The sequence below is a fragment of the Achromobacter insolitus genome (assembly GCF_002209555.1).
Lineage (GTDB): Bacteria > Pseudomonadota > Gammaproteobacteria > Burkholderiales > Burkholderiaceae_B > Achromobacter > Achromobacter insolitus.
Window position 1 is genome coordinate 146,225 of record NZ_NJIF01000009.1, and the last position, 25,454, is coordinate 171,678.

21 protein-coding genes and 1 tRNA gene are annotated in these 25,454 nt (G+C 65.2%); 8 read left to right on the top strand and 14 right to left on the bottom strand.

Annotated features, from left to right (window positions below; genetic code table 11):
• Nucleotides 1-81: 81 nt before the first annotated feature.
• Complete coding sequence (locus CEY08_RS23775) at nt 82-1,608, bottom strand: sulfatase-like hydrolase/transferase (RefSeq protein ID WP_063641380.1); 1,527 nt, start codon at nt 1,606-1,608, stop codon at nt 82-84.
• Entirely contained in the window at nt 1,605-2,573 is a 969-nt protein-coding gene (locus CEY08_RS23780; RefSeq protein ID WP_076816609.1) for a Bug family tripartite tricarboxylate transporter substrate binding protein, read from the bottom strand. Before CEY08_RS23780 ends, CEY08_RS23775 begins: the two co-directional genes overlap by 4 nt.
• A gap of 122 nt (nt 2,574-2,695) precedes the next feature.
• Here CEY08_RS23780 and CEY08_RS23785 point away from each other — a divergent pair, with 122 nt between their 5' ends.
• Nucleotides 2,696-3,670, top strand: a complete 975-nt coding sequence (locus tag CEY08_RS23785; protein WP_076816611.1) for a LysR family transcriptional regulator — start codon at nt 2,696-2,698, stop codon at nt 3,668-3,670.
• Between the two features lie 40 nt (nt 3,671-3,710).
• Here the strand turns inward: CEY08_RS23785 and CEY08_RS23790 are convergent, their stop codons facing one another.
• The 4 genes from CEY08_RS23790 to CEY08_RS23805 form a co-directional block, all read right to left on the bottom strand.
• Nucleotides 3,711-5,849 (bottom strand): laminin G domain-containing metallophosphoesterase family protein, encoded by a 2,139-nt coding sequence (locus tag CEY08_RS23790; RefSeq protein ID WP_084738634.1) that lies wholly within the window; start codon nt 5,847-5,849, stop codon nt 3,711-3,713.
• A 233-nt stretch (nt 5,850-6,082) separates the two neighbouring features.
• Nucleotides 6,083-6,159 (bottom strand) — tRNA-Pro (locus CEY08_RS23795).
• 142 nt (nt 6,160-6,301) lie between these two features.
• Nucleotides 6,302-7,267: an octaprenyl diphosphate synthase gene (gene ispB, locus CEY08_RS23800; RefSeq protein WP_042796162.1), complete on the bottom strand. Its 966-nt coding sequence runs from the start codon at nt 7,265-7,267 to the stop codon at nt 6,302-6,304.
• Nucleotides 7,268-7,464: 197 nt separating this feature from the next.
• Nucleotides 7,465-8,628, bottom strand: coding sequence for a fumarylacetoacetate hydrolase family protein (locus tag CEY08_RS23805; RefSeq protein ID WP_076816614.1), 1,164 nt, complete (start codon nt 8,626-8,628; stop codon nt 7,465-7,467).
• 100 nt (nt 8,629-8,728) lie between these two features.
• Between CEY08_RS23805 and CEY08_RS23810 the strand changes: the two genes are divergently transcribed.
• The 5 genes from CEY08_RS23810 to proB all read left to right on the top strand — a co-directional run bounded on the left by CEY08_RS23810 (nt 8,729) and on the right by proB (nt 12,924).
• Nucleotides 8,729-9,487, top strand: coding sequence for an IclR family transcriptional regulator (locus CEY08_RS23810; RefSeq protein ID WP_076818037.1), 759 nt, complete (start codon nt 8,729-8,731; stop codon nt 9,485-9,487).
• Between the two features lie 309 nt (nt 9,488-9,796).
• Nucleotides 9,797-10,108 (top strand): 50S ribosomal protein L21, encoded by a 312-nt coding sequence (gene rplU / locus CEY08_RS23815; RefSeq protein WP_006216228.1) that lies wholly within the window; start codon nt 9,797-9,799, stop codon nt 10,106-10,108.
• 34 nt (nt 10,109-10,142) lie between these two features.
• Nucleotides 10,143-10,403 carry a 50S ribosomal protein L27 gene (gene rpmA / locus CEY08_RS23820; protein WP_006389959.1) on the top strand — a complete coding sequence of 87 codons (261 nt, stop codon included), beginning with the start codon at nt 10,143-10,145 and terminating at the stop codon, nt 10,401-10,403.
• Nucleotides 10,404-10,593: 190 nt separating this feature from the next.
• Nucleotides 10,594-11,730, top strand: a complete 1,137-nt coding sequence (gene obgE, locus CEY08_RS23825; RefSeq protein ID WP_042796160.1) for a GTPase ObgE — start codon at nt 10,594-10,596, stop codon at nt 11,728-11,730.
• Nucleotides 11,731-11,787: 57 nt separating this feature from the next.
• Nucleotides 11,788-12,924 carry a glutamate 5-kinase gene (gene proB, locus CEY08_RS23830; protein WP_042796159.1) on the top strand — a complete coding sequence of 379 codons (1,137 nt, stop codon included), beginning with the start codon at nt 11,788-11,790 and terminating at the stop codon, nt 12,922-12,924.
• Here the strand turns inward: proB and CEY08_RS23835 are convergent.
• The gene (locus CEY08_RS23835) at nt 12,893-13,597 is read right to left on the bottom strand and encodes a response regulator transcription factor (protein ID WP_042796158.1); all 705 of its coding nucleotides are present in this window, start codon (nt 13,595-13,597) and stop codon (nt 12,893-12,895) included. The two genes, proB and CEY08_RS23835, sit on opposite strands and share 32 nt — an antisense overlap.
• A gap of 79 nt (nt 13,598-13,676) precedes the next feature.
• Here CEY08_RS23835 and CEY08_RS23840 point away from each other — a divergent pair, with 79 nt between their 5' ends.
• Entirely contained in the window at nt 13,677-14,129 is a 453-nt protein-coding gene (locus tag CEY08_RS23840) for a helix-turn-helix domain-containing protein (RefSeq protein ID WP_076816616.1), read from the top strand.
• 70 nt (nt 14,130-14,199) lie between these two features.
• Here the strand turns inward: CEY08_RS23840 and CEY08_RS23845 are convergent, their stop codons facing one another.
• On the bottom strand, nt 14,200-14,763 hold the full coding sequence (locus tag CEY08_RS23845) for a SecDF P1 head subdomain-containing protein (protein ID WP_076816618.1): 564 nt from the start codon (nt 14,761-14,763) through the stop codon (nt 14,200-14,202).
• Nucleotides 14,764-15,135: 372 nt separating this feature from the next.
• Between CEY08_RS23845 and thiC the strand changes: the two genes are divergently transcribed.
• Complete coding sequence (gene thiC / locus CEY08_RS23850) at nt 15,136-17,049, top strand: phosphomethylpyrimidine synthase ThiC (RefSeq protein ID WP_063960181.1); 1,914 nt, start codon at nt 15,136-15,138, stop codon at nt 17,047-17,049.
• Nucleotides 17,050-18,062: 1,013 nt separating this feature from the next.
• On the opposite strand, the gene CEY08_RS23855 is transcribed toward thiC, so the two are convergent.
• The 6 genes from CEY08_RS23855 to CEY08_RS23880 all read right to left on the bottom strand — a co-directional run bounded on the left by CEY08_RS23855 (nt 18,063) and on the right by CEY08_RS23880 (nt 25,448).
• Nucleotides 18,063-19,475 (bottom strand): FAD-binding oxidoreductase, encoded by a 1,413-nt coding sequence (locus CEY08_RS23855; RefSeq protein WP_042796155.1) that lies wholly within the window; start codon nt 19,473-19,475, stop codon nt 18,063-18,065.
• Nucleotides 19,472-20,191, bottom strand: coding sequence for a FadR/GntR family transcriptional regulator (locus CEY08_RS23860; RefSeq protein ID WP_042796154.1), 720 nt, complete (start codon nt 20,189-20,191; stop codon nt 19,472-19,474). Before CEY08_RS23860 ends, CEY08_RS23855 begins: the two co-directional genes overlap by 4 nt.
• 106 nt (nt 20,192-20,297) lie before the next feature.
• Nucleotides 20,298-21,485 carry a GGDEF domain-containing protein gene (locus CEY08_RS23865; RefSeq protein ID WP_042796153.1) on the bottom strand — a complete coding sequence of 396 codons (1,188 nt, stop codon included), beginning with the start codon at nt 21,483-21,485 and terminating at the stop codon, nt 20,298-20,300.
• 107 nt (nt 21,486-21,592) lie between these two features.
• Nucleotides 21,593-22,348, bottom strand: coding sequence for a HesA/MoeB/ThiF family protein (locus CEY08_RS23870; RefSeq protein ID WP_042796152.1), 756 nt, complete (start codon nt 22,346-22,348; stop codon nt 21,593-21,595).
• Nucleotides 22,345-23,790: a S41 family peptidase gene (locus tag CEY08_RS23875; protein WP_042796151.1), complete on the bottom strand. Its 1,446-nt coding sequence runs from the start codon at nt 23,788-23,790 to the stop codon at nt 22,345-22,347. Before CEY08_RS23875 ends, CEY08_RS23870 begins: the two co-directional genes overlap by 4 nt.
• Nucleotides 23,791-23,849: 59 nt before the next feature.
• Entirely contained in the window at nt 23,850-25,448 is a 1,599-nt protein-coding gene (locus CEY08_RS23880; RefSeq protein WP_076816621.1) for a peptidoglycan DD-metalloendopeptidase family protein, read from the bottom strand.
• Between the last annotated feature and the right edge of the window lie 6 nt (nt 25,449-25,454).

A 25,454-nucleotide genomic window follows, 5' to 3' on the forward strand; every position in this document is an offset into this window, starting at 1 on the left:
AGACTGAACTATGTCTCAGGCCGGCAGCATGGCATATCCCTGGAAGTTGGTATTTTCACAGATTCGATCAATGCAACGCGCTCAGGCGATGCCGGACGCCGAAACGCGGACCGGCAGTTGGTCGGCGGGCCGGCTTTCGAGCATGTCCGTCAGTTCCCGCCGCTGGGCGGCGTAGCCCGGATCATCGAAAAGATTGTCCATCTCGTCCGGATCTTCGGACAGGCAATACATCTCGCCCGCGCCGCTTCCCAGTTCCATGGTCAGTTTCCAGTCGCGCGTGCGCACCGTGCGCAACTTCAGCTCCACGCCGCAGCGCGATGCCGCCACGTCCCATTCGCTCAGCGCGAACTCACGGCCGGCATCCCGGCCTTCAAGCAGCGCACGCAGGCTGCGGCCATGTACCGGCCCCAGGGCGGACGCGCCGCCGTAGTCGTAAAAGGTCGCTGCCAGGTCCAGCGTGGACACAGGGTCTTCCACCCGCTGCCCGGCCACGACGCCGGGCCCGCTGGCCACCATGGCCACGCGCAGCAGGCCCTCGTACGGCATGGGCCCCTTCAGCATCAGCCCATGGTCGCCCAGCCATTCACCATGGTCGGACGTAAAGATCACCAGGGTGTTCTTGTCCAGGCCATACTCGCTCAGGGCCTTCATGACCCGCCCGATCTGGTGGTCCACCAGCGAAATCATGCCGTAGTAGTTGGCGATGATTTGGCGCAGCGCCTCGTCGGACTGGGTCGGCATCCGCGAGAAATTCTGGCGCACCGCCTGCACCTCCGCGTTGCCCATGGGCTTGCTCTCCATGCTGGCCCTGTGCCACCAGGGCCGGCGGTCGTAGTCGGTGACGCGATGCCGCGGCAGATCCACTTCGTCGGGATGATGCAGGCGCGACCAAGGTTCAGGACAATCGAAAGGGTGATGCGGATCTGGAAACGAAGCCCACAGGCAGAACGGGCTGTCTCGGTGCTCCCGCAGATAGTCGATGGTCCGGTCGCCGATCCAGGTCGAATTGTGCCAGGCCACCGGCAATGCGGAATGGAAGGTTTGCGGCGCGCCGCTGGCCGGCCCCAGATCGGTCTGGTACAGCTGGTTGCGCAACTCTCCCAGTCCGTCGCCATAGTGCCAGCGCGAATGGTTCAAGCCTCCCGGCAACGGCGTGGGCAGCCAGTAGTTATGGCCCTCGACCACCAGCTCTACGTGCTCGAATCCCATATACGGTCCCGCCCAGCCCGGGCCCATGCCTGCCTCGCTGTACTGGCACTCGGGCCGTCCCGTGGCCTGGAACGTGTGGTGGGTGGAGAAATGCGCCTTGCCGATGAAGCCCGTGTCGTAGCCCGCGGCGGCAAGGCTGCCGGCAAAGCCCGCCTCGCCGGTGCGCAAGTCCAGGTCTATGCCGTTGTCGCAGACGCCATGCGTCAGCGGCAGCAGGCCTGTCAGCATGGAGGCGCGCGAAGGCTGGCAGACGACATTGGGCGTGATGCAGGCCGCAAAATGCGTGCCGCTGCGCGCCAGATGGTCGATATGCGGCGTCTTGACCCGCCGCCCGGCAAAGCCCAGGCAATCGCCGCGATGCTGGTCGGTCGTGATGAGCAGGATGTTGGGACGTTTCATTGCTGCTTGCTGGTGGCGGTTTTGATGTCGGAAAGCACGGGCGCGAGAAGGCGGATGTCGTGGGCGATACGGTCGCGCAGGCCCTGCCCGTCCTCGTCGCCCACGATCATGCCCTGGGCTTGCATCTTGTCCCGAACCTCCGGGCTCTTAAGGACGGCTGCGATGGAGCGCTGCAGTTCGGCAAGCACCGGCTGCGGCGTCTGCGCCGGCGCGAACAGGCCGAACCAGCTGTAGAAGGTGAAGTCCTTCACCTCGTCTTTCACCATCGGCAAATCAGGCGCGCCCGCGATGGGCGCCGCGCCGGCGTTGGCAAGGCCCTGCACCTTGCCCGCCTTGATCTGCGGCACGGCCGTGCTGGCAACGATGAACATCAGGTCGACCTGGTTGCCCATGACGCCCACGAACCCCTGGGGCGCGGCCTTGTACGGCACGTGCTTGAGAGAAATGCCGGCAGCGTGTTCGAACAGCGCCATTGCCAGGTGGTGGGTCGAACCCGGGCCGCCGCTGGCATACGTAATAACGTCGGGCCGGGCTCGCGCCTGGTCCAGCAGTTCGCGCAAGGACTTGAACGGCGCGGCAGGCGAGGCGACCAGCACGTATTGCAGGGTCGATAGCGTGGCGATCGGCGCGAAGTCCTCGGTTCGGTACGGCACGTCCTGCATCAGATACGGCACCGCCGTAAACGAGGCGTCCGGCCCCAGCAGCAAGGTATAGCCGTCGGGCTTGGCCCGAGCCACCGCCTGGGTGCCGATGACGCCGGCTCCTCCCGCGCGGTTTTCCACGATGACGGGAACGCCCCATTGCCGGGACATTTCCGCGGCAACCAGGCGTCCCACGTTATCGGCAGCGCCCCCGGGTACAGACGGCACGACCAGCGTAACCGGACGGTCCGGATAGGCCGCGCAGGCCACCAAGGGCACCGCGAGGCTCAAGGCGGCCAGCGCGCCGCGCACACGTTTCAGCATGATTGTCTCCATCCTGCGGCTCGCCTCGTTCCGGGGAGCTCGCTGGCAAGGATCATCTGCCAGCCCATCATTCCAGTCCAATGATATATTTTTGCCTTTCCATATCAGACTTGGTATGTAGAATGAATCCTCCCAGCGCCGTGCCCACCCTGCAGCCTGGCTGGTATCTGCGCGGCCGGCTACGCCTGCGCCATCTGCAGCTCATGCTGCTGCTGGATGAAGTCCACAACGTCGGCGCGGCGGCGCAACGCATGGCCACCACCCAGCCCGCGGTGTCGCGCATGATCGCCGAACTGGAAGACATGCTCGGCGCGCGGCTGTTCGACCGGACGCCAAAAGGCACTTTCCCCACTCCCCACGGCGACTCCCTGATCCGGCATGCCCGCTGGGTCCTGGGCGACCTGGAACGCATGAGCGGCGAATGGTCCGGCGCGCCCGACCTGGACGTGGAGACCATTCATCTCGGCGTCAACTCCGCGGCGGCCGCCTACCTGGTGCCGCGCGCGCTGCTGCGCTTCGAACGGCAAGCCGCCAATGTCAATGTGTTGGTGCGCGAGGGTTCGCTGGAAGCCTTGGTGCCCGACCTGCACACCCGCAAGCTCGACCTGCTGGTCGCGCGCATGGGCGCAGCCGTGCGCACGCCCGACACCATGGCGCAAGTGCTGTACGAGGAACCGATGTGCGTGTGTGCGCGCAACGGGCATCCGCTGGCGGGCGTGGCACAGGTCTCGTGGACGCAACTGGCCGCCTACCCCTGGATCATGCCGCCCCGCGGCAGCCCCGCGCGCATCGGCCTGGACATGCTGCTGCAGCGCCATGGCCAGTACCCGCCGTCGCGCATCGAATCGGCTTCGGCGTTGAACAACATGATGCTGATGGCCAGCAGCGACCTGTTATCGCTATTGCCCCGCTGCGTCGCCCGCCACCCGGCCAGCGGCCGTGAGCTGGCCATCCTGGACATCGAACTGCCGCCCGTGTTCGGCCCTTTGGGCATCGTGCGGCACCATAGTCTGGATCTGTCGCCGCGCATGCTGGATTTGATCGAATGCCTGCGCGCGGAAGCGGCCGAGGCAGCGGCCGCCCCCATGACGCGTTGAGCGCAGGCGGAACACGCGCTCGCGCATTCCGCCTTGATCGCTATGCCGTGGCGCGGCGAGCGGTCAGCCATTGCGCCGGCTTGAGCGCCTTGTCGACTATGCGGATCTCGCCAATGCTGCCGAAGAAGCCATCGGCGCGCTCGCCATCCCACGAACCTGCCCCGATGACCCAAGGCATGTCCGCGGCCAGCGTTGCCAGACCGGGCGCGTTGCTGACGTTGCGCAGTACCGGCGCGCCCTCGATGTAGAGGATGGTCTCGTGCGTGGCGTCGTCGTTCACCACCGCGACGTGCAGCCACTTGTCCGCGATGATTTCACCGGACCAATTCGTCTTCCCGCCGCGCTCGCCCGCCACGACCGGCACGACCTCCCACTGGATCTCGCGCAGGCTCGACAACGCGAAGATCAGGGGCGGGGATTCCGGATCGCCGCCATTGAAGCCCGCCAGGTCGCCGCGCTTGCCGTCGCGCGTCATCACGTTCATCCAGGCATGCTTCTGGGCGCTCCAGTCCTTGTCGATCTTGAGGAAAGCCTCGACCGTATAGCCGCCAGGCACCGTGGCGCTGTTGATCGCAGCGGCGGCATCGGTGGTGAAGTAGCTCATGCGCGCCGTGTTCTTGTCTGTGTTCAGGAAGCGCACCGAACCCGGCGCGGCGGACAGATAGTGATGATCGTCCGACCAAAGCAGGTCGCCTTCCTGTGCGCCAGCCACGCCATCCACATTGAGCGCCGCGCGGCGTATCGGGTTCAGGCCTGTCACGTCCGCGACGGTTTCGCCCACTTTGACGGGCTGTCCTGCCTTGCCGCCGAAGAAGCGCCAATGCGCCAGGGTTCCGGCCACCAGCGGGTAGTCATCGGCATTGGCGGCGGGTTTCTGTTCGACGGTGGCGGGATCCGTGTAGTTGGCCAGGATCAGCGCCGTCGCCTGTTCGACCAGCGAGGTATGCGAGGGCTTCGCGGCCTTGAACGTCTTGTTGAAACCGGAGAACCGGCTGGCGAAGTCCATCTTGATCGTGAACTGCTCGTTGGGCGCGGTCAGCACTGCCTGATCGAAGGCATTGAGCGTGTCCTTGGGCTTTTGCGGCACCCACGGCGAAAACGACAGCACCCGGATCTCGTTGTTGCCCAGGTCGAATTCGTACAAGCGCATCAGGCCGTTTCCGCCCTGATAAGCCATTTGGTAGTCCACTACCATTTCCTCCACCGCATTGCCGTACGCGTTGGTCTTGGTCAGCCGCGTCGCGCCGTGGTAATGGCCATTGAGCGTCATGAAGATCTGATCGTTGTCGCGGATCAGCTTCTCCCACAGCATCTTGCCGTAGGGGACTTCCAGAGGACTGATGCCGTCCTTGTCGATATTGAGCAGCTGGTGGTTGATCAGGATGGCGGGCAAGGTGGGATTGGCGCGCAGCACCTGGGTGGCCCAGGCCAGCGCGTCGTTCGACACGCGCCAAGACAGAGACAGCACCAGGAACTTCTGCCCTTCGGCCTCGAACACGTGATACTCGTGGAAGCCGCTGGCGTCGCGACCGCCGAAGGTGGCCTGCTGCCTGGCGCGGGTGGCGCTGAAATGCTGCAGATACGGTTCCTTGGCCAGATCGCGCTGCGCGTCCGTGTTGGCCGACTGGCTGCTCTCGTCCACGTAGTCGCGATCGACGATCACATCGTGATTGCCCGCCAGGATCGAGTACGGCACCTTGGCATCTTCCAGCACCTTCATCGCGGCGCTCGCCACCTTCCATTGATCAGGCTTGCCCTGCTGGTCGACCACGTCGCCCAGATGAACCAGGAAGGGAATATTGAGCGCCTGCGCGTGCTCGGCCACCCAGCGCGTCTGGGCCTGGAAGGGTTCGCTGCCGTACTTGCGCATGAACTGCTGGTTTTCGGCGTCCGTGGCGTAACGCGAATAGAACTGAGTGTCGGGCAACACCGCCAGCGCGAAACTCGACACCAGAGCCGGCTGGGGCTTGCCGGTACCGCCATCGCCGTCCTCGGCATCGTCGTCATCGCCACCGCTGTTGCAGCCGCTGAGCAGGAAACCGCCCATGGGCAAAAGCGTCACCCCCAGGCCGGCGCGCAGCAAGCTACGCCTCCGGTCATCCGGTACGAGCAGCGATGTTTCCGCCACCTGCTCCACGTCTTGCGTACCGATCTGTCCGTTCTTGCCGTGCTTCGTCATCTCTGCTGCCTGTTCAAAAAAGGCGGGAGTCTAGAGAGGCGCGATGACGAGGGGATGACCAAGTCCGACATGCGAATGCAAGAATGCCGGTACGCAAGCACGCGTTGCCACAGTCATGCAACACGGTGGTGCTACACAGCCAAGCCACATAGTCAACAATAACGACGGGCAACAAAAAAGACCCGATGGCCATGCGGCTAAAGGGTCTTCTGTCGGGTGTGACCACTAATCAGTGGTCGGGGCGAGAGGATTCGAACCTCCGACTCCTGCGTCCCGAACGCAGTACTCTACCAGGCTGAGCTACGCCCCGGTTACTTCAACTTTCTTGATTTGGCTGCGCTCAGTGCAACCAGATCATCTTTCGCTTTGACGGTACCGCTACGCTTCAGGCTACTGGGTTCCCCAAATCGGGTTTTCCAATCGGGTTTTCCAAAAATTTTTGCCTAATTCGCTTAGCGATCTCTGTTCACCGCGAAAGCGCAGAATTCTAACAGAGATTTTTGAAAAGGGGAAATGGGGTAGCCAGAAAGTGCCTGACGGGCCAGGTCGGCCTCGGCGATGGCGGCCTGGCGGGCGTGTTCCAGGGCATCCGTCGCCTGGATGGCGGCGGCCACGGCCGCGAAGTCGGCGTCGCCCGTCTTGATGGCGTCACGGATCAGTTGCTGCTGTTCCGGGGTGCCCACTTCCATCACGCGGATGAGCGGCAGCGTGGGCTTGCCTTCGCGCAGGTCGTCACCCACGTTCTTGCCCAGGGCGGCGGCGTCGCCGCTGTAGTCCAGCACGTCATCAACCAGCTGGAAGGCGGTGCCCACGTGGCGGCCGTAGGCGGCTGCGGCGGCTTCCTGTTCGGGAGTGGCGCCGGCCAGCACGGCCCCCACCTGGGCGGCGGCCTCGAACAGCTTGGCGGTCTTGTAGCGCACCACCTGCAGGTAGCGTTCCTGGGAAACGTCCGGGTCGTGCACGTTCAGCAGTTGCAGCACCTCGCCCTCGGCGATCACCGTTGTGGCTTCGGACAGGATGCTCATGACGCGCATCGAATCCGCTTCCACCATCATCTCGAACGAGCGCGAATACAGGTAGTCGCCCACCAGCACGCTGGCGGCGTTGCCAAAGACGGCGTTGGCGGTTTCGCGGCCGCGGCGCAGGTCGGATTCATCCACCACGTCGTCGTGCAGCAGCGTGGCCGTGTGGATGAACTCCACCACGGCTGCCAGCAACTGGTGATGCGTGCCTTCATAACCCAGGGCACGCGCCACCATCAGCACCATGGCCGGACGCATGCGCTTGCCGCCCGCTCCAATGATGTAGTCGCCGATCGTGCGGATCAGGACCACGTCGGAGTTCAGCCGCTCGCGGATAACCGCATCGACGGCTTTCATATCGTCTGCAATGGGGGCAACAAGCTCGGGGAGATTCAAGACGTATCCGGGAGAGTGAAACGAGCCGTGGCGCGGACGCAGACCGGCTCTTACCGCTGGGCCCGCCGGAGGCGGCGGGAGGATTCGACCAAGGATTATACGGGGTGTGACGGGCGCGGGCCGCCCCTTGGTGGAATCGCCGGGCCAGGCGGCGCCCGGCGCGCGCCCTCCCCGGCGGCTATGCCGTATTCGGTCGGTCAGGATCCCTGCAGACCCCGGGCGGCCAGATTGGCATACAGCGCGCGCACCCCGAAATTCCAGGGCGCGATCTCCGTGGCCAGCCGCACTTCGTTGACCAGCGCGCCCAGGCGCTCGGAGGCGATCACGACGCGGTCGCCCAGCTTATGGGTAAAGCCCGTGCCCGGCCCCATGCGGTCCTGGGTCGGCGAGAACATGGTGCCCAGGAACAGCATGAAGCCGTCCGGGTACTGGTGATGGCTGCCGCAGGCCTGCCGCACCAGGTCCAGCGGATCGCGGCTGATCTCGCGCATGTGGCTCACGCCGTCCAGCACGAAGCCGTCCAGGCCCTCGATGCGCAGGGACACATCGGCCTGGCGGATGCTGTCCATCGTGAAGCCGCCGTCGAACAAACGGATGAACGGCCCGATGGCGCACGAACCGTTGTTGTCCTTGGCCTTGGTCAGCAGCAAGGCGCTGCGGCCTTCGATGTCGCGCAGGTTGACGTCGTTGCCCAAGGTGGCGCCGACGACTTCGCCGCGGCTGTCCACCGCCAGCACGATCTCGGGTTCGGGATTGTTCCAGCGGGATTCGGGCAGCACGCCGATCTGCGCGCCGGTCCCCACCGACGCCATGGGCGGCGCCTTGGAGAAGATCTCGGCGTCCGGACCGATGCCCACCTCCAGGTATTGCGACCACTGGCCGCGTTCGATCAGCTCGGCCTTCAGCTTGAGCGCTTCCGGCGACCCCGGACGCAGCCGGGACAGGTCGGAACCGATCAGCGCCTGCATGCGGACGCGGATTTCCTCGGCGCGGCTGGCATCCCCGCCCGCCTCTTCCTCGATCATCCGTTCCAGCAGGCTGATGGCAAAGGTGACACCCGCCGCCTTGACGGGTTGCAGGTCGCAGGGCGCCAACAGGCGCAACCCGTTCTGCCCCTCCGTGCTGGCGGCCACCAGGGCCTGCGCATCGCCCAGCGACTCGCCCGCCGCGCTGGCCGCCAGGGCCACGCGGTCGGGACGGTCCAGGAGGTCGGCCATGGTGGGCACGGTGGCGGTGATGTCGATGACTTCGCCCCGGCGCACCGCCACCACGCTGGGGCCATTCACGGCCCCCGGCCGCCACACCCGCCCCACTAGCAGTGCCTGCCCCAGATCGACAGGCAGCATCCTTGCTTGGTCCATGTATCGCCTCGGTTGGAATGGTTTGCGAGGCAGTCTAGGAGACTTCCATTATCATGTCCAACATCATGAATTTATGTCCAATATATTGGACAACCTGACTATGGCCTCGGAATATGACGTCCCCGCCATTCGGCGCACGCACGACATCCTGCGGGTGCTTGCCAGCCACCGCAGGCCCGTCAAAGCCTCGGAATTGGCCGAAGCCTGCAAGCTCGCCCGCAGCACCCTGTACCTGCTGCTGGATTGCCTGGAACAGCGGCGCTGGATCGAACGGCGCGATGGCGGCTACGTCGTGGGCATCGAACTGATGGCGCTGGGCTCCGCCTACCTGCGCCAGGATGGGTTGCAGACCGCTTTCCAGGCGGCCGCGGGCGCCTTCGTGGCGCGGCACAACGAAGTGGTGCAGCTCGCGACGCTGGACGGCTTCGACGTGGTCTATCTGGCCCGCGAAGACGCGCGCCGCCCGGTACGCCTGGTGTCGGACCTGGGCCTGCGGCTGCCCGCAAGCGCCTGCGCGCTCGGCAAGGCGCTGCTGGCCAGCCTGTCGCCCGAAGACCTGGCCGCCCGCGTGCCGGATACGCTGCCGCGCGTCACCGAGCGCAGTCTCGCCACCCGCGCCGCGCTCGACCAGGAATTGGCGCAGGTGCGCAACACCGGGCTGGCGCAGGATCTCGAAGAAGTGGCGACAGGGCTGGTCTGCTTCGCCGCTTACGTAGGCGTGACGCCCCTGGGCAAGCGGATAGCCGTCAGCACATCCATCCCCACCGATCGTCTGGACGAAGCCCATCGCCGCGACGCCATGGAAGGCATCCGGCTCGTGGCACGGGACATCGCCTTGCGCGTGATCCCCGGCGCTTGAAGCGTGCACGCGACACCTAAGCCCTTAACCTGCAACAGCTTTTTGACTTTCTGAAAGTCCCAGGCTAATATCGCAGATTCGGTCAGCAATGCCCGAATTACGTCGGTTGCATTTGCGCCACCCCTCTGGGTGCAAGAGCAGGCTTCAGCCCCGGCTTTAAACCCCGGTTTTGAACCTTCCTAGCATCAAGACCTTTTCTCTCTTGCCAGGCTCTGGCGCCAAGAGACAAAAGCGTCCTGCCGGAGCGGCAACCCGCCCAGCAGGGCGGACAGCGCGGATGAACCCATTTACCTATTTAAGGAATACCCCATGTACGCGGTCGTAAAAACCGGTGGCAAGCAGTATCGCGTTGCCGCTGGCGAAAAACTCAAGATAGAACAGATACCGGCTGACATTGGGCAAGAAATCACCCTGGACCAAGTGCTGTCCGTGGGCGAAGGCGACCAACTGAAAGTTGGCACGCCCCTCGTCTCCGGCGCCGTGGTCAAGGCAACGGTTCTTGCGCAAGGCCGCCACGACAAGGTCAAGATCTTCAAGATGCGCCGTCGCAAGCACTACCAGAAGCGTCAGGGCCACCGTCAGAACTACACCGAAATCCGCATCGAAGCCATCACGGCTTAAGAAGCGACTCGGTACCACTTAGCAGGAGCTAAACATGGCACAGAAAAAGGGCGGCGGCTCTACGCGGAACGGACGCGACTCAGAATCGAAGCGTCTGGGCGTCAAGGCATTTGGCGGTGAATTGATTCCCGCTGGTTCGATCATCGTGCGTCAGCGCGGTACGCGCTTCCACGCTGGCGTGAACGTCGGCATGGGCAAGGACCACACCCTGTTCGCGCTGGTCGACGGCAAGGTTCAATTCGGCTTCAAGGGCGCATTGAACAAGCAGACCGTTTCGATCGTCGCTGCCGAGTAATCGGACAAGCACGGTCAGTAACGCGGCTTGCCGCGTTCCAGAACGGCAAAAGCCCTGTCGCATGCGGCAGGGCTTTTTTGTTTTAAGCTTTTTTTGTTTTAGGGCAGCTGCCGGAAGGTTCCGGCCCCTGCCTCCTGGCCTTGCCCGATGACGGGCCTGGGCCCCACTACTTACTACACGCGCGGACATCATGAAATTCGTAGACGAAGCCACCATCGAAGTCGTCGCCGGCAAAGGCGGCAATGGCGTGGCGAGCTTTCGCCGCGAAAAATTCATCCCCAAGGGCGGCCCGGATGGCGGCGACGGCGGCCGCGGCGGCTCGATCTATGCGGTTGCCGACCGCAACATCAACACGCTGATCGACTTCCGCTACGCGCGCCTGCATCGCGCCAAGAACGGCGAAAACGGCCGCGGCTCGGACCAGTATGGCGCCGCTGCTCCCGACATCACGCTGCGCGTGCCGGTCGGCACCATCATCCATGACGCCGACACCGGCGAAGTCCTGTTCGACCTGAACCAGCACGACCAGAAGGTGGTGCTGGCCGCTGGCGGCCAGGGCGGCATGGGCAACATCCACTTCAAATCCAGCGTGAACCGTGCGCCCCGCCAATGGACGCCCGGCAAGGAAGGCGAGCACCGCTACCTGCGCATGGAATTGAAGGTACTGGCGGACGTGGGCCTGCTCGGCCTGCCCAACGCCGGCAAGTCCACGCTGATCACCCGTATTTCCAACGCCAAACCCAAGATCGCGGACTACCCGTTCACCACCCTGCACCCGAACCTGGGCGTGGTGCGTACCTCGCCGTCGCGCAGCTTCGTCGTGGCCGACATCCCCGGGCTGATCGAAGGCGCCTCCGAAGGCGCCGGCCTGGGCCACCTGTTCCTGCGCCACCTGGCGCGTACCCGCGTGCTGCTGCACCTGGTGGACGTGTCCACGCCCGATCCGGATGCCGATCCGGTCGAGCAGGCCGTGGTGGATGCGCGCGCCATCGTCGAGGAACTGCGCCGCTACGACCCCGAACTGGCCGCCAAGCCGCGCTGGCTGGTGCTGAACAAGCTGGACATGGTGCCCGATCCCGAAGACACCAAGCGCCGCTTCCTTGAACTCTACGACTGGAAGGGCCCGGTGTTCGGCATTTCCGGCCTGTCGGGCGAAGGCACGCAGGACCTGATCTACGCGCTGCAGGATTACCTGGACGCCGAACGCGAAAAGGAACACCTGTCGCAAGACAAGGCGGACGACAATTATGTCGCCCCCGACCCGCGCTTCGACGACAAGCGCTCGGATGCCGACCAGCGGCCCGCGCCGCGCGGCAACGACGAATAAGCCATAATCGCAGTCCTTACGATTACGTCCTTATTCTCGCCGCAGCCGGCTTCCATCATGTCAGCTGAAACAACCGCCGTTTCCGTCGTCACCAACGCCCAGCGCCTCGTCGCCAAAGTCGGCTCGTCGCTGGTCACCAACGAAGGCCGAGGCCTGGACCGCGCCGCCGTGGCGCATTGGGCCGCGCAGATCGCCGCCCTGCACAAGCAAGGCAAGCAGATCGTGCTGGTCTCCAGCGGCGCCATCGCCGAAGGCATGGCCCGCCTTGGCTGGCGCAAGCGCCCTTCGGTCATGCACGAATTGCAGGCCGCAGCAGCAGTGGGCCAGATGGGTCTTTGCCAGGCCTATGAGGCGGCCTTTGCCGAGTACGGCCTGCGCACCGCCCAGATCCTGCTGACGCACGAAGACCTGGCCGACCGCCACCGCTACCTGAACGCGCGCAGCACGCTGTTCGCGCTGCTGCGCCTGGGTGTGGTGCCGATCGTGAACGAAAATGACACGGTGGTCACCGACGAAATCCGGCTGGGCGACAACGACACGCTGGGCGCACTCGTCACCAACCTGATCGAAGCCGACACCCTGATCATCCTGACGGATCAACGCGGCCTGTACGACTCCGACCCGCGCAAGAATCCCGACGCCAAGTTCATGTCGCACGCACAGGCCGGCGACCCCGCCCTGGAAGCCATGGCCGGCGGCGCCGGCAGCGGCATCGGCACCGGCGGCATGCTGACCAAGGTGCTCGCGGCCAAGCGCGCCGCGCACAGCGGCGCCCATACCGTGATCGCATCCGGCCGCGAACGCAACGTGCTCACGCGCCTGGCCCAAGGCGAATGCATAGGCAGCGAATTGCGCGCCGTGCTGCCGGTGTGGTCTGCACGCAAGCAATGGCTGGCCGACCACCTGCGACTGCGTGGCCGCGTGGTGCTGGACGACGGCGCCGTGCAGGCCCTGCTGCGCGAAGGCAAGAGCCTGCTGCCCATCGGCGTGACCGAAGTGGACGGCGAGTTCGGCCGCGGCGACGTGGTCGCTTGCGTCGACAGCCAAGGGCGCGAATGCGCTCGGGGCTTGATCAACTATTCATCGGCCGACACCCGCCGCATTCTGCGCCAACCTTCGTCGCAGATCGCGCGCATCCTGGGCAGCATGACTGAGCCCGAGCTCATGCATCGAGACAACCTGGTCGTGCTCTGAGGCCGCTTGCCCGGCCTTCCGGTAGCAGGATGTAGCCCCATCCGCGCACGGCCAGTACGGGCAATTCGATATTGAGGCTGCGCGCCTTGCTGCGCAGCCGCGACAACAACACATCCACCCGCCGCGCCCCGTCCTGGGAGGCGCGCGCGCCGACCGGCATGAAGCATTCCCGGCGCAAACAGTAGCCGGGTGCGTTCAACAAGCGGACAAAAAAGGCACGCTCCGCCGCCGTTAACGGCAGTCTCTCTCCGGCAGGTCCGGACAGCGCGCTCGCGCTGGAATCGACCCGCCAAGGCAAGGCGGCAGGCGACGAGCGACGGTACAGGTTACGCAGCATGGCGTCCCATTCCAAAGGATCCATGCCGGCCGACACGCACACGTCCGCGCCGGCATCCAGTGCGGCAATACGTTCGGACGTATTGGCGGCCACCGCCCGCCAGACTAGCGCCACGGACGGTGCTGCGCCACGCAGCATCGAGATGGTATCCGACACGCCCTGCGCGGCCCCGTCCAGCACCAGCACGTCGGCGCCGTGGGCACGCAGATCGTCAAGCAAGACCGCGCAAGAATCGAAGACGCGGACCTGCCAACACAATAGGCGCAACGCCTTGGCGAGATCCTCGGTCGCCGTGTCGTCAAACCGCAGGACGAGCACGCTGCCCCGTTTCTCCATGCTCCTACTCCCCCATAAATATCACTTATGTAATATTTATAACCACCAAAGAATGTAACCAGCAAGCTTCAATCGCCCTGTGAAAACATTCTCAGACCGGCTGAAGCATGCCCGCTTGCTGCGTGGCCACACGCAAAAGGCTCTCGCGCGTCTGGCGCGCATCTCGCAAAGCGCTATCGGCAGCTACGAAAGCGGGCTGCGGCATTCAAGCCGCTCGGCCCGCAAGCTGGCGCAAGTCCTGAAAGTCGAGGCCGAATGGCTGGAAACCGGCAAGGGCCCCATGGAACTGCCCGTGGAAGGCTACGACCTCAGCAATACGCTTCCCTCACCGGGCCTGGCGGAACCCCAGCCACGTCCCGGCATGCGACCGCGCCCCATGGCGCCCTGGCCCTTCCCGAACATTTCGCCCTCGCAGTTCGAGTCGCTTACGCCTGAAGACCGCCTGGTGCTCGAATCCATTACGCAGGCCTTCATCGAAAAGACGATACTGGTCCGCCGCGGCGCGAAGACGCGCGGGCGCAAGCTGGGCTGATCGCGGTCTGCCCCATAGTGCAGACGAAAAAAAGCCCGGCATGCCGGGCTTTCTTTATCACTGTACCAACTCAGGGCTTGGCAGCGGGGGCCGGAGCAGCTCCGCCCGCTGGCGGCACGGCTGCGTCGCCACGGATCTTGGCGGCAATTTCCGAAGCGGCTTGGGCCGACTGCACGCCAAAGGCCAGCACGCCGCGGTTCAACGGCTCACCGATGAGCGGAGCGGCGACCAGTTCCTGGTCGATGACGAGCGCCAGCATGTTGCCGACGTTCTTGGAGCTGACGTCATTGAGCTTGCGAGCGCCGGCTTCCGAGAAGCGCAGGCCGACGAAGTTCTGGCCCTGACGGTCCACCAGCGCGGCGGCGTCGGTCAGGTCGGCACGCGTCAGGACGGGCACGGTCTGCATATACAGCTTGCCATCGGGCAAGGCAATTTCGCGCAGGCCCGCGGCGGGTTGCTTCTGCGCCAGATAGAAGTCCACCGATGCCGCGGTAACGGCAGGCTTGGTGGCCTCTTGGCCAGCTTGCGGCGTGGCCGTGTCGCCGGACGTCTTAGTCGGGGCGGTCTTGCAACCCGCTAGCGCCAACGTCACGACTACAAGGGCGGGCGCCAATTTGCGTAGGTTCAGTTGCATGCTCGATTCCTTCTTAAGTGGACTAAGACCAGGCGATGCGACTTCATCCCCGGTACTGGGAAAAGTGTACAGAACCTGAATGACAGTGTCGCCCCAGTCTGAATCCAATTGTAAAGCTGTAATACCAGCTCCCGCCTGCACTGGCTGACGCGGCGCAGCAGCCGGGCGATTCGTCGGAACGCGCGCCAGCCTCTATACTTCGCTTTCGCGCAGGGGTACTCGTCCCGCCTACATGGCCGGACGTGTTGAGAGAGTCCCTTCGTACCAGTACGGATAATGCCGATGCTGGGAGCCGTATTCCCGCCATGCGTCCTTGCGCGCGCGGCGGGAATTCCTTCCCGATCGGCTCCAACCACTCGCTTGGAGCTTTCCATGAACGCCAATCCCAAATTCCTGGCCGCCACCGCCGAAGTCGACGCCGCGGCCGTCGCGCCGTTGCCCAAATCCCGCCGGGTCTATGAAGTGGGCTCGCGCCCCGACATCCGCGTGCCGTTCCGTGAAATCGAACAGGACGACACCCCGACGATGTTCGGCGGCGAGAAAAACCCGCCCTTGACGGTCTACGACTGCAGCGGCCCCTATACCGACCCCGAAGCCAAGATCGACATCCGCCGCGGCCTGCCCGAACTGCGCCGCGCCTGGATCGAAGAGCGCGGCGACACGGAAGTGCTGTCGGGCCCGACCAGCGACTACGGCAAGGAACGCCTGACCGATCCCAAGCTGACGGCCATGCGCTTCGACCTGCAGCGCCCGCCGCGCCGCGCCAAGTCCGGCGCCAACGTGTCGCAGATGCATTACGCCCGTCGCGGCATCATCACGCCGGAAATGGAATTTGTGGCGATCCGCGAAAGCCTGCGCCGCGAGCACTATCTGCAGACGTTGCGCGACAGCGGCCCCGACGGCGAGAAAATGGTCAAGCGACTGCTGCGCCAACACCCCGGCCAATCGTTCGGCGCTTCCATTCCCGCCGCCATCACTCCCGAGTTCGTGCGTGACGAGATCGCGCGCGGCCGCGCCATCATTCCCGCCAACATCAACCACCCGGAAGTGGAACCGATGGCCATCGGCCGCAATTTCCTGGTGAAGATCAATGCCAACATCGGCAACTCCGCCGTCAGTTCCGGCATAGGCGAGGAAGTGGAAAAGATGACGTGGGCGATCCGCTGGGGCGGCGACACGGTCATGGACTTGTCCACCGGCAAGCACATCCACGAAACGCGCGAATGGATCATCCGCAACTCGCCCGTGCCCATCGGCACCGTGCCGATCTACCAGGCGCTGGAGAAAGTGGACGGCAAGGCCGAGGAACTGACCTGGGAAATCTTCCGCGACACGCTGATCGAGCAGGCCGAGCAAGGCGTGGACTACTTCACCATCCACGCCGGCGTGCGCCTGCCCTTCATCCCGATGACCGCCGACCGCATGACGGGCATCGTCTCGCGCGGCGGCTCCATCATGGCCAAGTGGTGTCTGGCGCACCACAAGGAGAGCTTCCTCTACGAACGCTTCGAGGAAATCTGCGAAATCATGAAGGCCTACGACGTCAGCTTCTCGCTGGGCGACGGCCTGCGCCCGGGCTCGGGCTACGACGCCAATGACGAGGCGCAGTTCGCCGAGCTGAAGACACTGGGCGAACTGACTCAGGTGGCATGGAAGCATGACGTGCAGGTCATGATCGAAGGCCCGGGCCATGTGCCGATGCAGATGATCAAGGAAAACATGGAGCTGCAGCTGGAACACTGCCACGAGGCGCCGTTCTACACGCTGGGCCCGCTGACCACCGACATCGCGCCCGGCTACGATCACATCACCTCCGGCATCGGCGCCGCGCTGATCGGCTGGTACGGCACGGCGATGCTCTGTTATGTGACCCCCAAGGAACACCTGGGCCTGCCGAACAAGAAGGACGTGAAGGACGGCATCATCACGTACAAGATCGCAGCCCATGCGGCCGACCTCGCCAAGGGCCATCCGGGCGCGGCGATCCGCGACAACGCCCTGTCCAAGGCACGCTTCGAGTTCCGCTGGGACGACCAGTTCAACCTCGGCCTGGACCCGGACACCGCCAAGGAATTCCACGACGAGACGCTGCCGAAGGACTCCATGAAGGTGGCGCACTTCTGCTCGATGTGCGGCCCGCACTTCTGCTCGATGAAGATCACGCAGGATGTACGGGATTATGCGGCGGCTCAGGGGGTCAGTGAGAAGGATGCGCTGCAGAAGGGGATGGAGGAGAAGTCCATCGAGTTCGTTAAGAAGGGGGCCGAGGTTTATCATCGGCAGTGATGTTGTTCTTGTGACGGGTGTTGGTTCTTAAGACGCCCGTCACGTCGAGGGCCTGCCATGCGCGGGGCAACGATTGCGGTCCGGAGCCTTCGCTCCGGACTGCCCCATCGTCATCCTCGTCCTCGCCTTCGGCGACTCCTACGGATTCCCTCGGGCTTATCGACGCCCCGCGCATGGCAGGCCCCCGACGCGACAGGCTCTGCTATTGAATCTTCACGGACGCTGGGGCGAACGGTGTGCTTGGCGTTCTCGCCACCGGGGGGGGTGGGCGAGGATCTTGCGGGGCCCGCCCCCGGCCGGCCGCCCGGGCGGCCTTTGGGGGCTTACGCGGTGTCTCGCGTCGGATGATGACGCTGCGCGCTGGTGGAGAGTGCGTGGAGGTGGACAGGAAGGGGGGAGCGTGTAAGGGTCCGGCCGTGGGCTACGTGTGCTGGACGCTGGGGTTCTTACTTGGAGCTTCACCCATCCCACGGAAACGTCATGAGGCGCCAAACGTTCGTCATTTCAACTCCACCACCCGATGGGCGGCGCGCGAGAGGACTGCGTGCGCAAGCTTCCGTCCAACGCGCGCCACCCATCACCGCCCCCAAAAAACGGCGACAACCCCTAGCAAACCGCTCGTCGCATTCGCGCCAGCGCATCCATCACGACGCACACGAGCGCGCATGCTCATTACGGCCGCCCGGGCGGCCGCAATGAGCGGGCCCCGCAAGACTCGCCATTGAACACGGCTCTGGCGACGCAACAAGCCAAGACGCAGATAGCACGGCGGTGCGGGCGGCATGGCGGCGAGCAACCTCGATGCGCCCGAGGGAATATGAAGGAACCGCCGAAGGCGGTGACGAAGATGACGACGGGGCAGTCCGGAGCGAACGCTCCGGACCGCAATCGTGGGCGCTCGCCGCCATGCCGCCCGCGCCGCCGTGCGGCCTAAGAAGCTTCGCTTATGCACACCGACAAACAACCTACGAAGCTCCGCGCGGTCACTATGACTGACACGCCCAACAAGCCAACTACAGCAATTTCCCAGGATTCATAATCCCCGCAGGATCCAACACAGCCTTGATTTCCCGCATCAACCGCAGCTCCAGCGCATCCTTGCTGTGCAGGAAATGGTCCCGTTTCAACTGCCCGATCCCGTGCTCGGCAGAAATACTCCCGCCGTAACGATTTACCTCATCCAACACCGCGTCCGTGATCGCCTCCCCATGCACAGCGACCCAATCTCGGTCCGCGCCGGCCGGGCGCGACAGGTTGTAGTGCAGGTTGCCGTCGCCGAAATGGCCGAAGATGAAGGGGCGGATGTCCGGGTACAGCGCGCGCACGCGCGCTTCGGCGGACTCCATGAAGTCGGGGATGCGCTCGATCGGCAACGATACGTCGTGCTTCAGGTGGGGACCATCGGCGCGCTGCGCCTCCGAGATTTCCTCACGCAGCTTCCACAGCGCCTGCAACTGGGCCAGCGATGCGGAGACGGCCGCGTCCAGGCACAGACCGCGCTCCAGCGCCGTGCCGATGACGTTCTCCACCAGGCCGTTCAGCGCCGCTTCGTCCGCAGTGTCCGCCAACTCCACCAGCACATAGGCGGGGTAGCGCTGCCCGAACGGTTCCTGCACCCCTGCGGCGTGCGCCAGCACCAGATCCAGGCAATCCCCCGAGAAATACTCGAATGCCTGCAGGCGCGCACCGCATTGTTCGAACAGGATTTCGAACAATTGCAGCGCCTGCGCCGGCGACTCGACGGCCGCCAGTACCACCGAGCGCACGTCAGTGCGCGGGAACAGACGCAGGGCGACTGCGGTAATGACGCCCAGCGTGCCTTCGGAGCCGATCAGCAATTGCTTGAGGTCGTAGCCGGTGTTGTCTTTGCGCAGGGTGCGCAGGCCGTGAAAAATCTCGCCCGTGGGCAATACGGCCTCCAGGCCCAACACCAGCTCACGCGCCATGCCATAGCGGACCACGTTCACGCCGCCCGCGTTCGTGGCCACGTTACCGCCGATCTGGCTGGAGTCTTCCGCCGCAAGGCTCAGCGGCAGCAGGCGGCCGGCGTCTTGCGCGGCGCGGCGCAGGTTGCCCAGGATGGCGCCGGCTTCGGCCACCATGGTGTTGGCGATGGTATCGATGGAACGCACCGCGTTCATGCGGTCCAGGCTCAGCACCACATTGGCTACGCCGCCATCCGGCGTGGCGCCGCCGCACAGGCCGGTGTTGCCGCCGCGCGGGACCACCGGCACGCCGGCCTCCTGGCAGAGCGCCAGGCAGGTGGCGACCTCGGCGGTCGTGCGCGGACGCACCACCGCCTGGGCATTGCCCTTGTACAGACCGCGCCAATCGGACAGCCAGGGCGCGATGTCCGCTTCGGCGGTAATGACGGTGTCGGGACCCAGGGCCTGGACCAGGCGTTGCGTAAAGTCGGATGCGCTCATGATGTCTGCCTTGCGGCGGGAGAGAGTAGATCGAGTTGCAGGCGGCTGGCCGCCTGCTGTAAGTGGCGGGCAGCGGCATGCCGCGCCCGTTCGGGATCGCGCGCGCGAATGGCCTCGAAGACGGCCACGTGTTCCTGGTGCACGGCAGCCGTCAGGCCCGCCTGCAGGCGGCTATTGCTGCGCGCGGTACTGACGGCCAGGCGGAGTTGCAGGTTCAGGTACTGCAACAAGTCTTGGTAGCAGCTGTTGTGGGTGGCGGCGGCGATGGCGCGGTGAAAGGCGATGTCGTGTTCCACGCCCCGCTCCGGATCTTCCAGGTGCGACTCCAGGTCCGCCAAGGCGCGCGCCATGGCAGTCAGGTCCGCGTCGTCGCGCCGTTGCGCCGCCAGCGCGGCCGCGCCGCCTTCCAGTTCCATGCGCAATTCGTACACGCCGGCCAGTTGCTTGCGGTCCACGGCGATGCCTGCGGACAGCTGGAAGCCCTGCGCGCCCGTGCGCGACAGCACGGTGCTGCCAGATCCCTGCCGGCTCTGGATCAAACCCTGGGCGCGCAAGCGCTCGGTAGCCTCGCGGATGACCGCGGCACTGACGCCGTATTGCTCGGCCAGGACGCGCCCCGCAGGCAGCTTGGCGCCGACGGGATAGGCGCCGCCAGCGATATCGGCGGCTATCTGGCGGGCGACCTGTTCGGTCAGCGTGAGGCTCTTGGTCAACATTGGCGCATTATAGACATACTTTTCAGGTTATCTGATAACTTTTTGGCTGCGAATTACATTGCTTTCGAGTGGAACAAGAAGGCTGCGCGGTCCCGCTGGGGGTTGCTCAGGCCACGGCGGGTTCGCCGCCGGGCACGATCTTCTCGACCTCTTCGACCCCGGCCACGGCGCAGCAGCGCCCGCCCTGCGCCTTGGCGCGATAGAGCGCGGCATCGGCGGAATGCAGCGCCGCCTCGGGACTGCGATTGGCACCCGAAACGATGGAAATACCGATGGACAGCCCCACGTTGACCCGCGTGCCGTCCATCAGCGTGATCGGCTGCGAGACATCGTGCAGCAGATGTTCGCCCAAACGCAGGGCGGCCGTGGCGTCGATGCCGGTCACCAGCACGATGAATTCGTCGCCGCCGATCCGCGCCGCCACGTCGTCCACCCGGAGCATGGACCGCATGCGTTGGGCGATGGTCGTCAGCACCTGGTCGCCGGCGGCATGGCCATAGGTGTCGTTGATGAGCTTGAAGTCATCCATGTCCATATAGAGCAGGGCCGCAGAGCTGTCCTGGCCGCGCGCGCTGGTGCAGACGCGCTCCAGCGCGGCCTGCAGGCCGGCACGGTTGGCCAGGCCGGTCAGCGCGTCCTGGCTGGCGCGGCGTTCGCTGTCGCGTTCGGCCAGCATGGTGGACACCAGGATGCGATTGAGCCGGTGCGAAGCAATGCTCATGCTGACCAGATAGAACGGAATCTGGATGAAGACGATGGCGGTGACGTATTCGCCCGTGAAAGCCGCGCCCAGGCACATGGGCCCCAGGCTCAGGAAGATCATGGCGCCGACCAGCCGCGGCGCGCCATAGTTGCGAAAGCAGATGCCGCCCGCCATGGCGCCGCAGGACACGCCGGCCAGTGTGGCAGCCAGCCAGTCGCCATTGATGAATGTGACGAAGACCCCATAGCCCACGCTGAACGCCCACAGCAATGCCAGCAGGATATAGATATCGGTATGGGTGTTCCCGCCCCTGGGCGCGGCGCGCAGGGCGGACCGCAGGATCAGAACGCGCACCACCGCCAACAGCACCTCCATCGCCAGCCATGACAGGTAGAGCGGTTCGGGACGGCGCCAGGCGACCACGCCGGCGATCATGAGGGTATTGATGACGCCGCCGGCAAAAATAGGCAGCGTGCCGAACAAGCTGGCGATCAGCGCCGAGCGGATGTCCGCAGGGGTATCGTGCCCGGAATGCGTCAGCCAACGCGTCAGGCGCCATTTGGGCAAACTGAACTTCAGTGCTGTATCCACGCGGTCACGTCCCTGGCCATCTACCCGCTTTCGGGTAGGCTGGCTGGCGTTATAGCAGGTATTTCAAGCCTTTAATATTGTCCGCGGGGCCAATCCCGGACGCTGGATCAGTGTCCGCGATGGCCGCAGACCGCGCATTCGGGATCGCGCTGGACGTTGACGCTGCGCCATTGCATGGTGCGCACGTCCAGCCAAAGCAGGCGGCCCGACAGGCTTTCGCCCACGCCGGACAGCAGCTTGAGGGCCTCGGCGGCCTGCATGCTGCCGATGATGCCGACGACCGGAGCGAAGACGCCCATCGTCGCGCAATTGGCTTGCTCGACGTCGTCGCCTTCCGGAAACAGGCAGTGGTAACAGGGCGCGTTATCGTCACGCAGGTCATAGACGCTGACCTGGCCGTCGAAGCGGATCGCGGCGCCGGAAACCAGCGGCTTGCGGTGCTGCACGCAGGCGCGGTTGATGGCGTGACGGGTGGCGAAGTTATCGGTGCAGTCCAGCACCAGGTCCGCCTGCGCGACGGCGTCGGACAGCGCCTGGCCTTCAAGCCGTTCAACCCGGGCATGGACCCGCGTTTGTGGATTGAAGGCCGCCAACATATCGCGTCCGGATTCCGCCTTGTGACGGCCGACGCTGGCGCTAGTGTGCAGGATCTGGCGTTGGAGGTTGCTCAGCTCGACGACGTCGTCGTCGGCCAGGGTGATGTCGCCCACGCCGGCGGTGGCCAGGTAGAGCGCGGCGGGAGAACCCAGTCCACCCGCCCCCACGATGAGCACACGCGCCGCCAGCAGTTTTTCCTGCCCTTCGATTCCCAGCTCGTCGAGCAGGATGTGGCGGGCGTAGCGCAGCAGTTGCTCGTCGTTCATTTGTCCTTGTTGGGCTCGACTCCGGTCGGCGTGATCTTCATGCGCTGGGGCACACCGCCGCCGGCCTTGGCATCCGCCTTGGCCTGGGCGCGGGCCGAACCCTTCTGCACCGGCTTGCCAGCCAGCACGTTCAAGGCCTGTTGCAGCTGGAAGTCATCCTTGCCGCCGAATTCAAACACCTTGGCCGGCACGTCGACGTTGTCTTCGCCAGCGCTGGACTTCACTTCGTTGGCCGTCTGCTGGTTGGACAGGTGGCGCTGCAGGTCGGCTTCGCGCGGCAGGCGGAACAGATCGCCTTCGGCCGTGTCGGCCACGACGTAGTCAGGCTCGATGCCGGTGGCCTGGATGGAGCGGCCGCTGGGTGTGAAGTAGCGCGAGGTCGTGAGCTTGACCGCGGTGGTTTCGGACAAGGGCAGGATCACCTGCACCGAGCCCTTGCCGAAAGTGCGGTTGCCCAGGACCTTGGCACGTTTGTGGTCCTGCAAGGCGCCGGCCACGATCTCGGAGGCCGAGGCAGAGCCCACGTTCACCAGCACCACCATCGGCACCGTCTTGGTCCAGGCCGGCAGGCCGGCAAGGTAGTTGCTTTCGCCGCGTGCGTACTCCGACGGCGTGGCCAGGTACTTGTGGCGGGCGTCCGGGGTACGGCCGTCGGTGGTCACCACCACCGAGTCGGGCGGCAGGAACGCGCCGGACACGCCGATGGCGCTGGTCAGCAGGCCGCCCGGGTCGTTGCGCAGGTCCAGCACCAGGCCCTTGGGAGCTTCCTTGGCGCCCAGGTCCTTCAATTGCTTGGCCAGGTCGGAGCCCGTCTTTTCCTGGAACTGGGCGACGCGGACGTAGCCGATGCCGTTATCCAGCATCTTGCTGCGCACGCTGCGCACCTTGATGATGTCGCGCACGATCTTCAGCACGATGGGCTGGGGACGGTCGGCGCGCATGATGGTCAACGTGATCGGCGACTTGGGCGCGCCACGCATGAGCTTGACCGCGTCGTTGAGCGTCATGCCCTTGGTGGGCGTGTCGTCGATCTTGATGATGAGGTCGCCGGCCATGACGCCCGCGCGGGCGGCAGGCGTGTCTTCGATGGGCGAGATCACCTTCACGAAGCCGTCTTCCGCGCCGACCTCGATACCCAGGCCGCCGAACTCGCCTTGAGTGGCCGTCTGCATTTCGCGGAACGCGTCGGCATCCAGGTAGGCGGAGTGCGGATCCAGGTTCGACACCATGCCGGAAATGGCGTTGTCGATCAGGGTCTTGTCGTCGACTGCCTCGACGTAGTTGTTCTTGATGGCGGCGAACACGTTGCTCAGCTGCCTGAGCTCGTCCAGGGGCAAGGGGCTGCCGCGCTGGGCGACGGCCGTCACCCCTACGCTGAGCAAAACACCAGCCACCGCACCGATGGCAATCAGACCGAAACCGCGAAACTTACGAGTGCCCATGCACACTTCCCGAATTTTGTTTTCGCCGATGGGGTTTGGTAATTACCAACGACATCAATCTACTGCGCCAGCCATTGTGCCGGATCCACAGGAGCGCCACGATGGCGAATTTCAAAGTATAGGCCGGATTCCACTTGGCCGCCGGTTGCTCCTACCGTAGCAATAGTATCGCCACCCGTCACCGAATCTCCCACCCGTTTGAGCAGACTTTGGTTGTAAGCATAGACGGTCAGGTACTGCTGCCCATGATCCACAATGATGAGGTTGCCAAAACCACGCAGCCAATCGGCGTAGACCACCGTGCCCGGGGCCACCACCTTGACCGGCGTGCCCTCGGGCGCGCGCAGCACCACGCCGCGCCATACGCCGCCATCCGGACGATCGACCCCGAAACGCCCCTGTATCTGTCCGCGCACCGGCATGGAAAGTCCGTGGCGCAAGCCGTTGCCGCCGCCCACCGCCGGCGCGGCGCGCGCGCTCTGGGTCTGCTGGGCAGGCTCGATACGGGTTGGAGCGGGATTCTCCTGGACAGGTTCCGCCTTTTTGGGCGGTTCCGCGGGTTTGGCCGCAGGCGGCGGTTCGGGCGTGGTCACCCGGGACTGCTTCTGCTCGGCCGGACGCAGTCCGGCGGCATCCGGGTCGGCCACCGCGACCGGGCCGCGGTTCTGGCGGCTGGCGGCCTCGACCTGCTCACGCGCCTGGGCGGCATCGCGGGCCTCACGGACATCCCGCTCGCGCTTGGCGTTGTCGGCGGCAAGCTTGCGGTCGGCCTCGGCCTTCTTGCGGGCATCCTCGGCGGCGCGGCGCTCGGCGTCGGCGCGCTTTTTGGCTTCTTCGGCGGCGCGGCGCGCCTCTTCCGCCCGGCGGACTTCCTCGGCCCGCTTGCGGGCTTCCTCGAGGCGGCGGGCCTCCTCGATCTGCTTGGCGATGGCCGCGTCCAGATCGGTGATGAGCCGCGACAGACGCTGGTCGTCGCGTCCCAGCTTGTTGGCTTCTGCGCGCTGGGCGGCAATCTGCCCTTCCAACTGCGCCAGCAGCGTGGCCCGCTCCTTCTGCTGACCGACGAGCGCGGTCTTTTGCTCGGAGGTTTCCGCCACGACCTTTTCGATCTCGGCCCGGCGGGCGTCGGCGCGCTCCTGCAGGGCAGCCAAGCGCTCGATATCGGCGCGCAAGGCCTGCACGGCGCTGGCGCGGGCCTGAGACACGTAATCCAGATAGCCCAGGTTGCGCCCCAACACCTGGGGATCGTCACCGGACAGCAGGGCCGTCCAGGGCGACAAGCCGCTGGTGTATTGGGTGCGCAGTTGCTCGGCCAGTTCCGTGCGGCGCTTGGCCAGCACGACCTGTTGCGCGCCGATCTGCTTTTCCAGGCTGGTCAGGTCGGCCTGCGCCTGGCGGTTGGCCTCGGCCAGTTCCCGCAGGCGCAGATTGATCTTGGAAATGGCCGATTCGGACTGCTTGAGCGCGTCGGCCGCTTCCTTGCGGGCAGCCTCGCGGTCGTCGATATCCTTTTGCAGGTTCTCGATGCGATCGCGCAAGGCGGCCTGCTGCTTTTCCGCGTCCGACTGGCGGCCGGCGAGGTCGTTGGGCGCGGCGCGAGCCGACAGCGCCCCACCGGTCAGCATGACCGCCAACAACAACCCTGCCGCGCGACGCATAGGAAT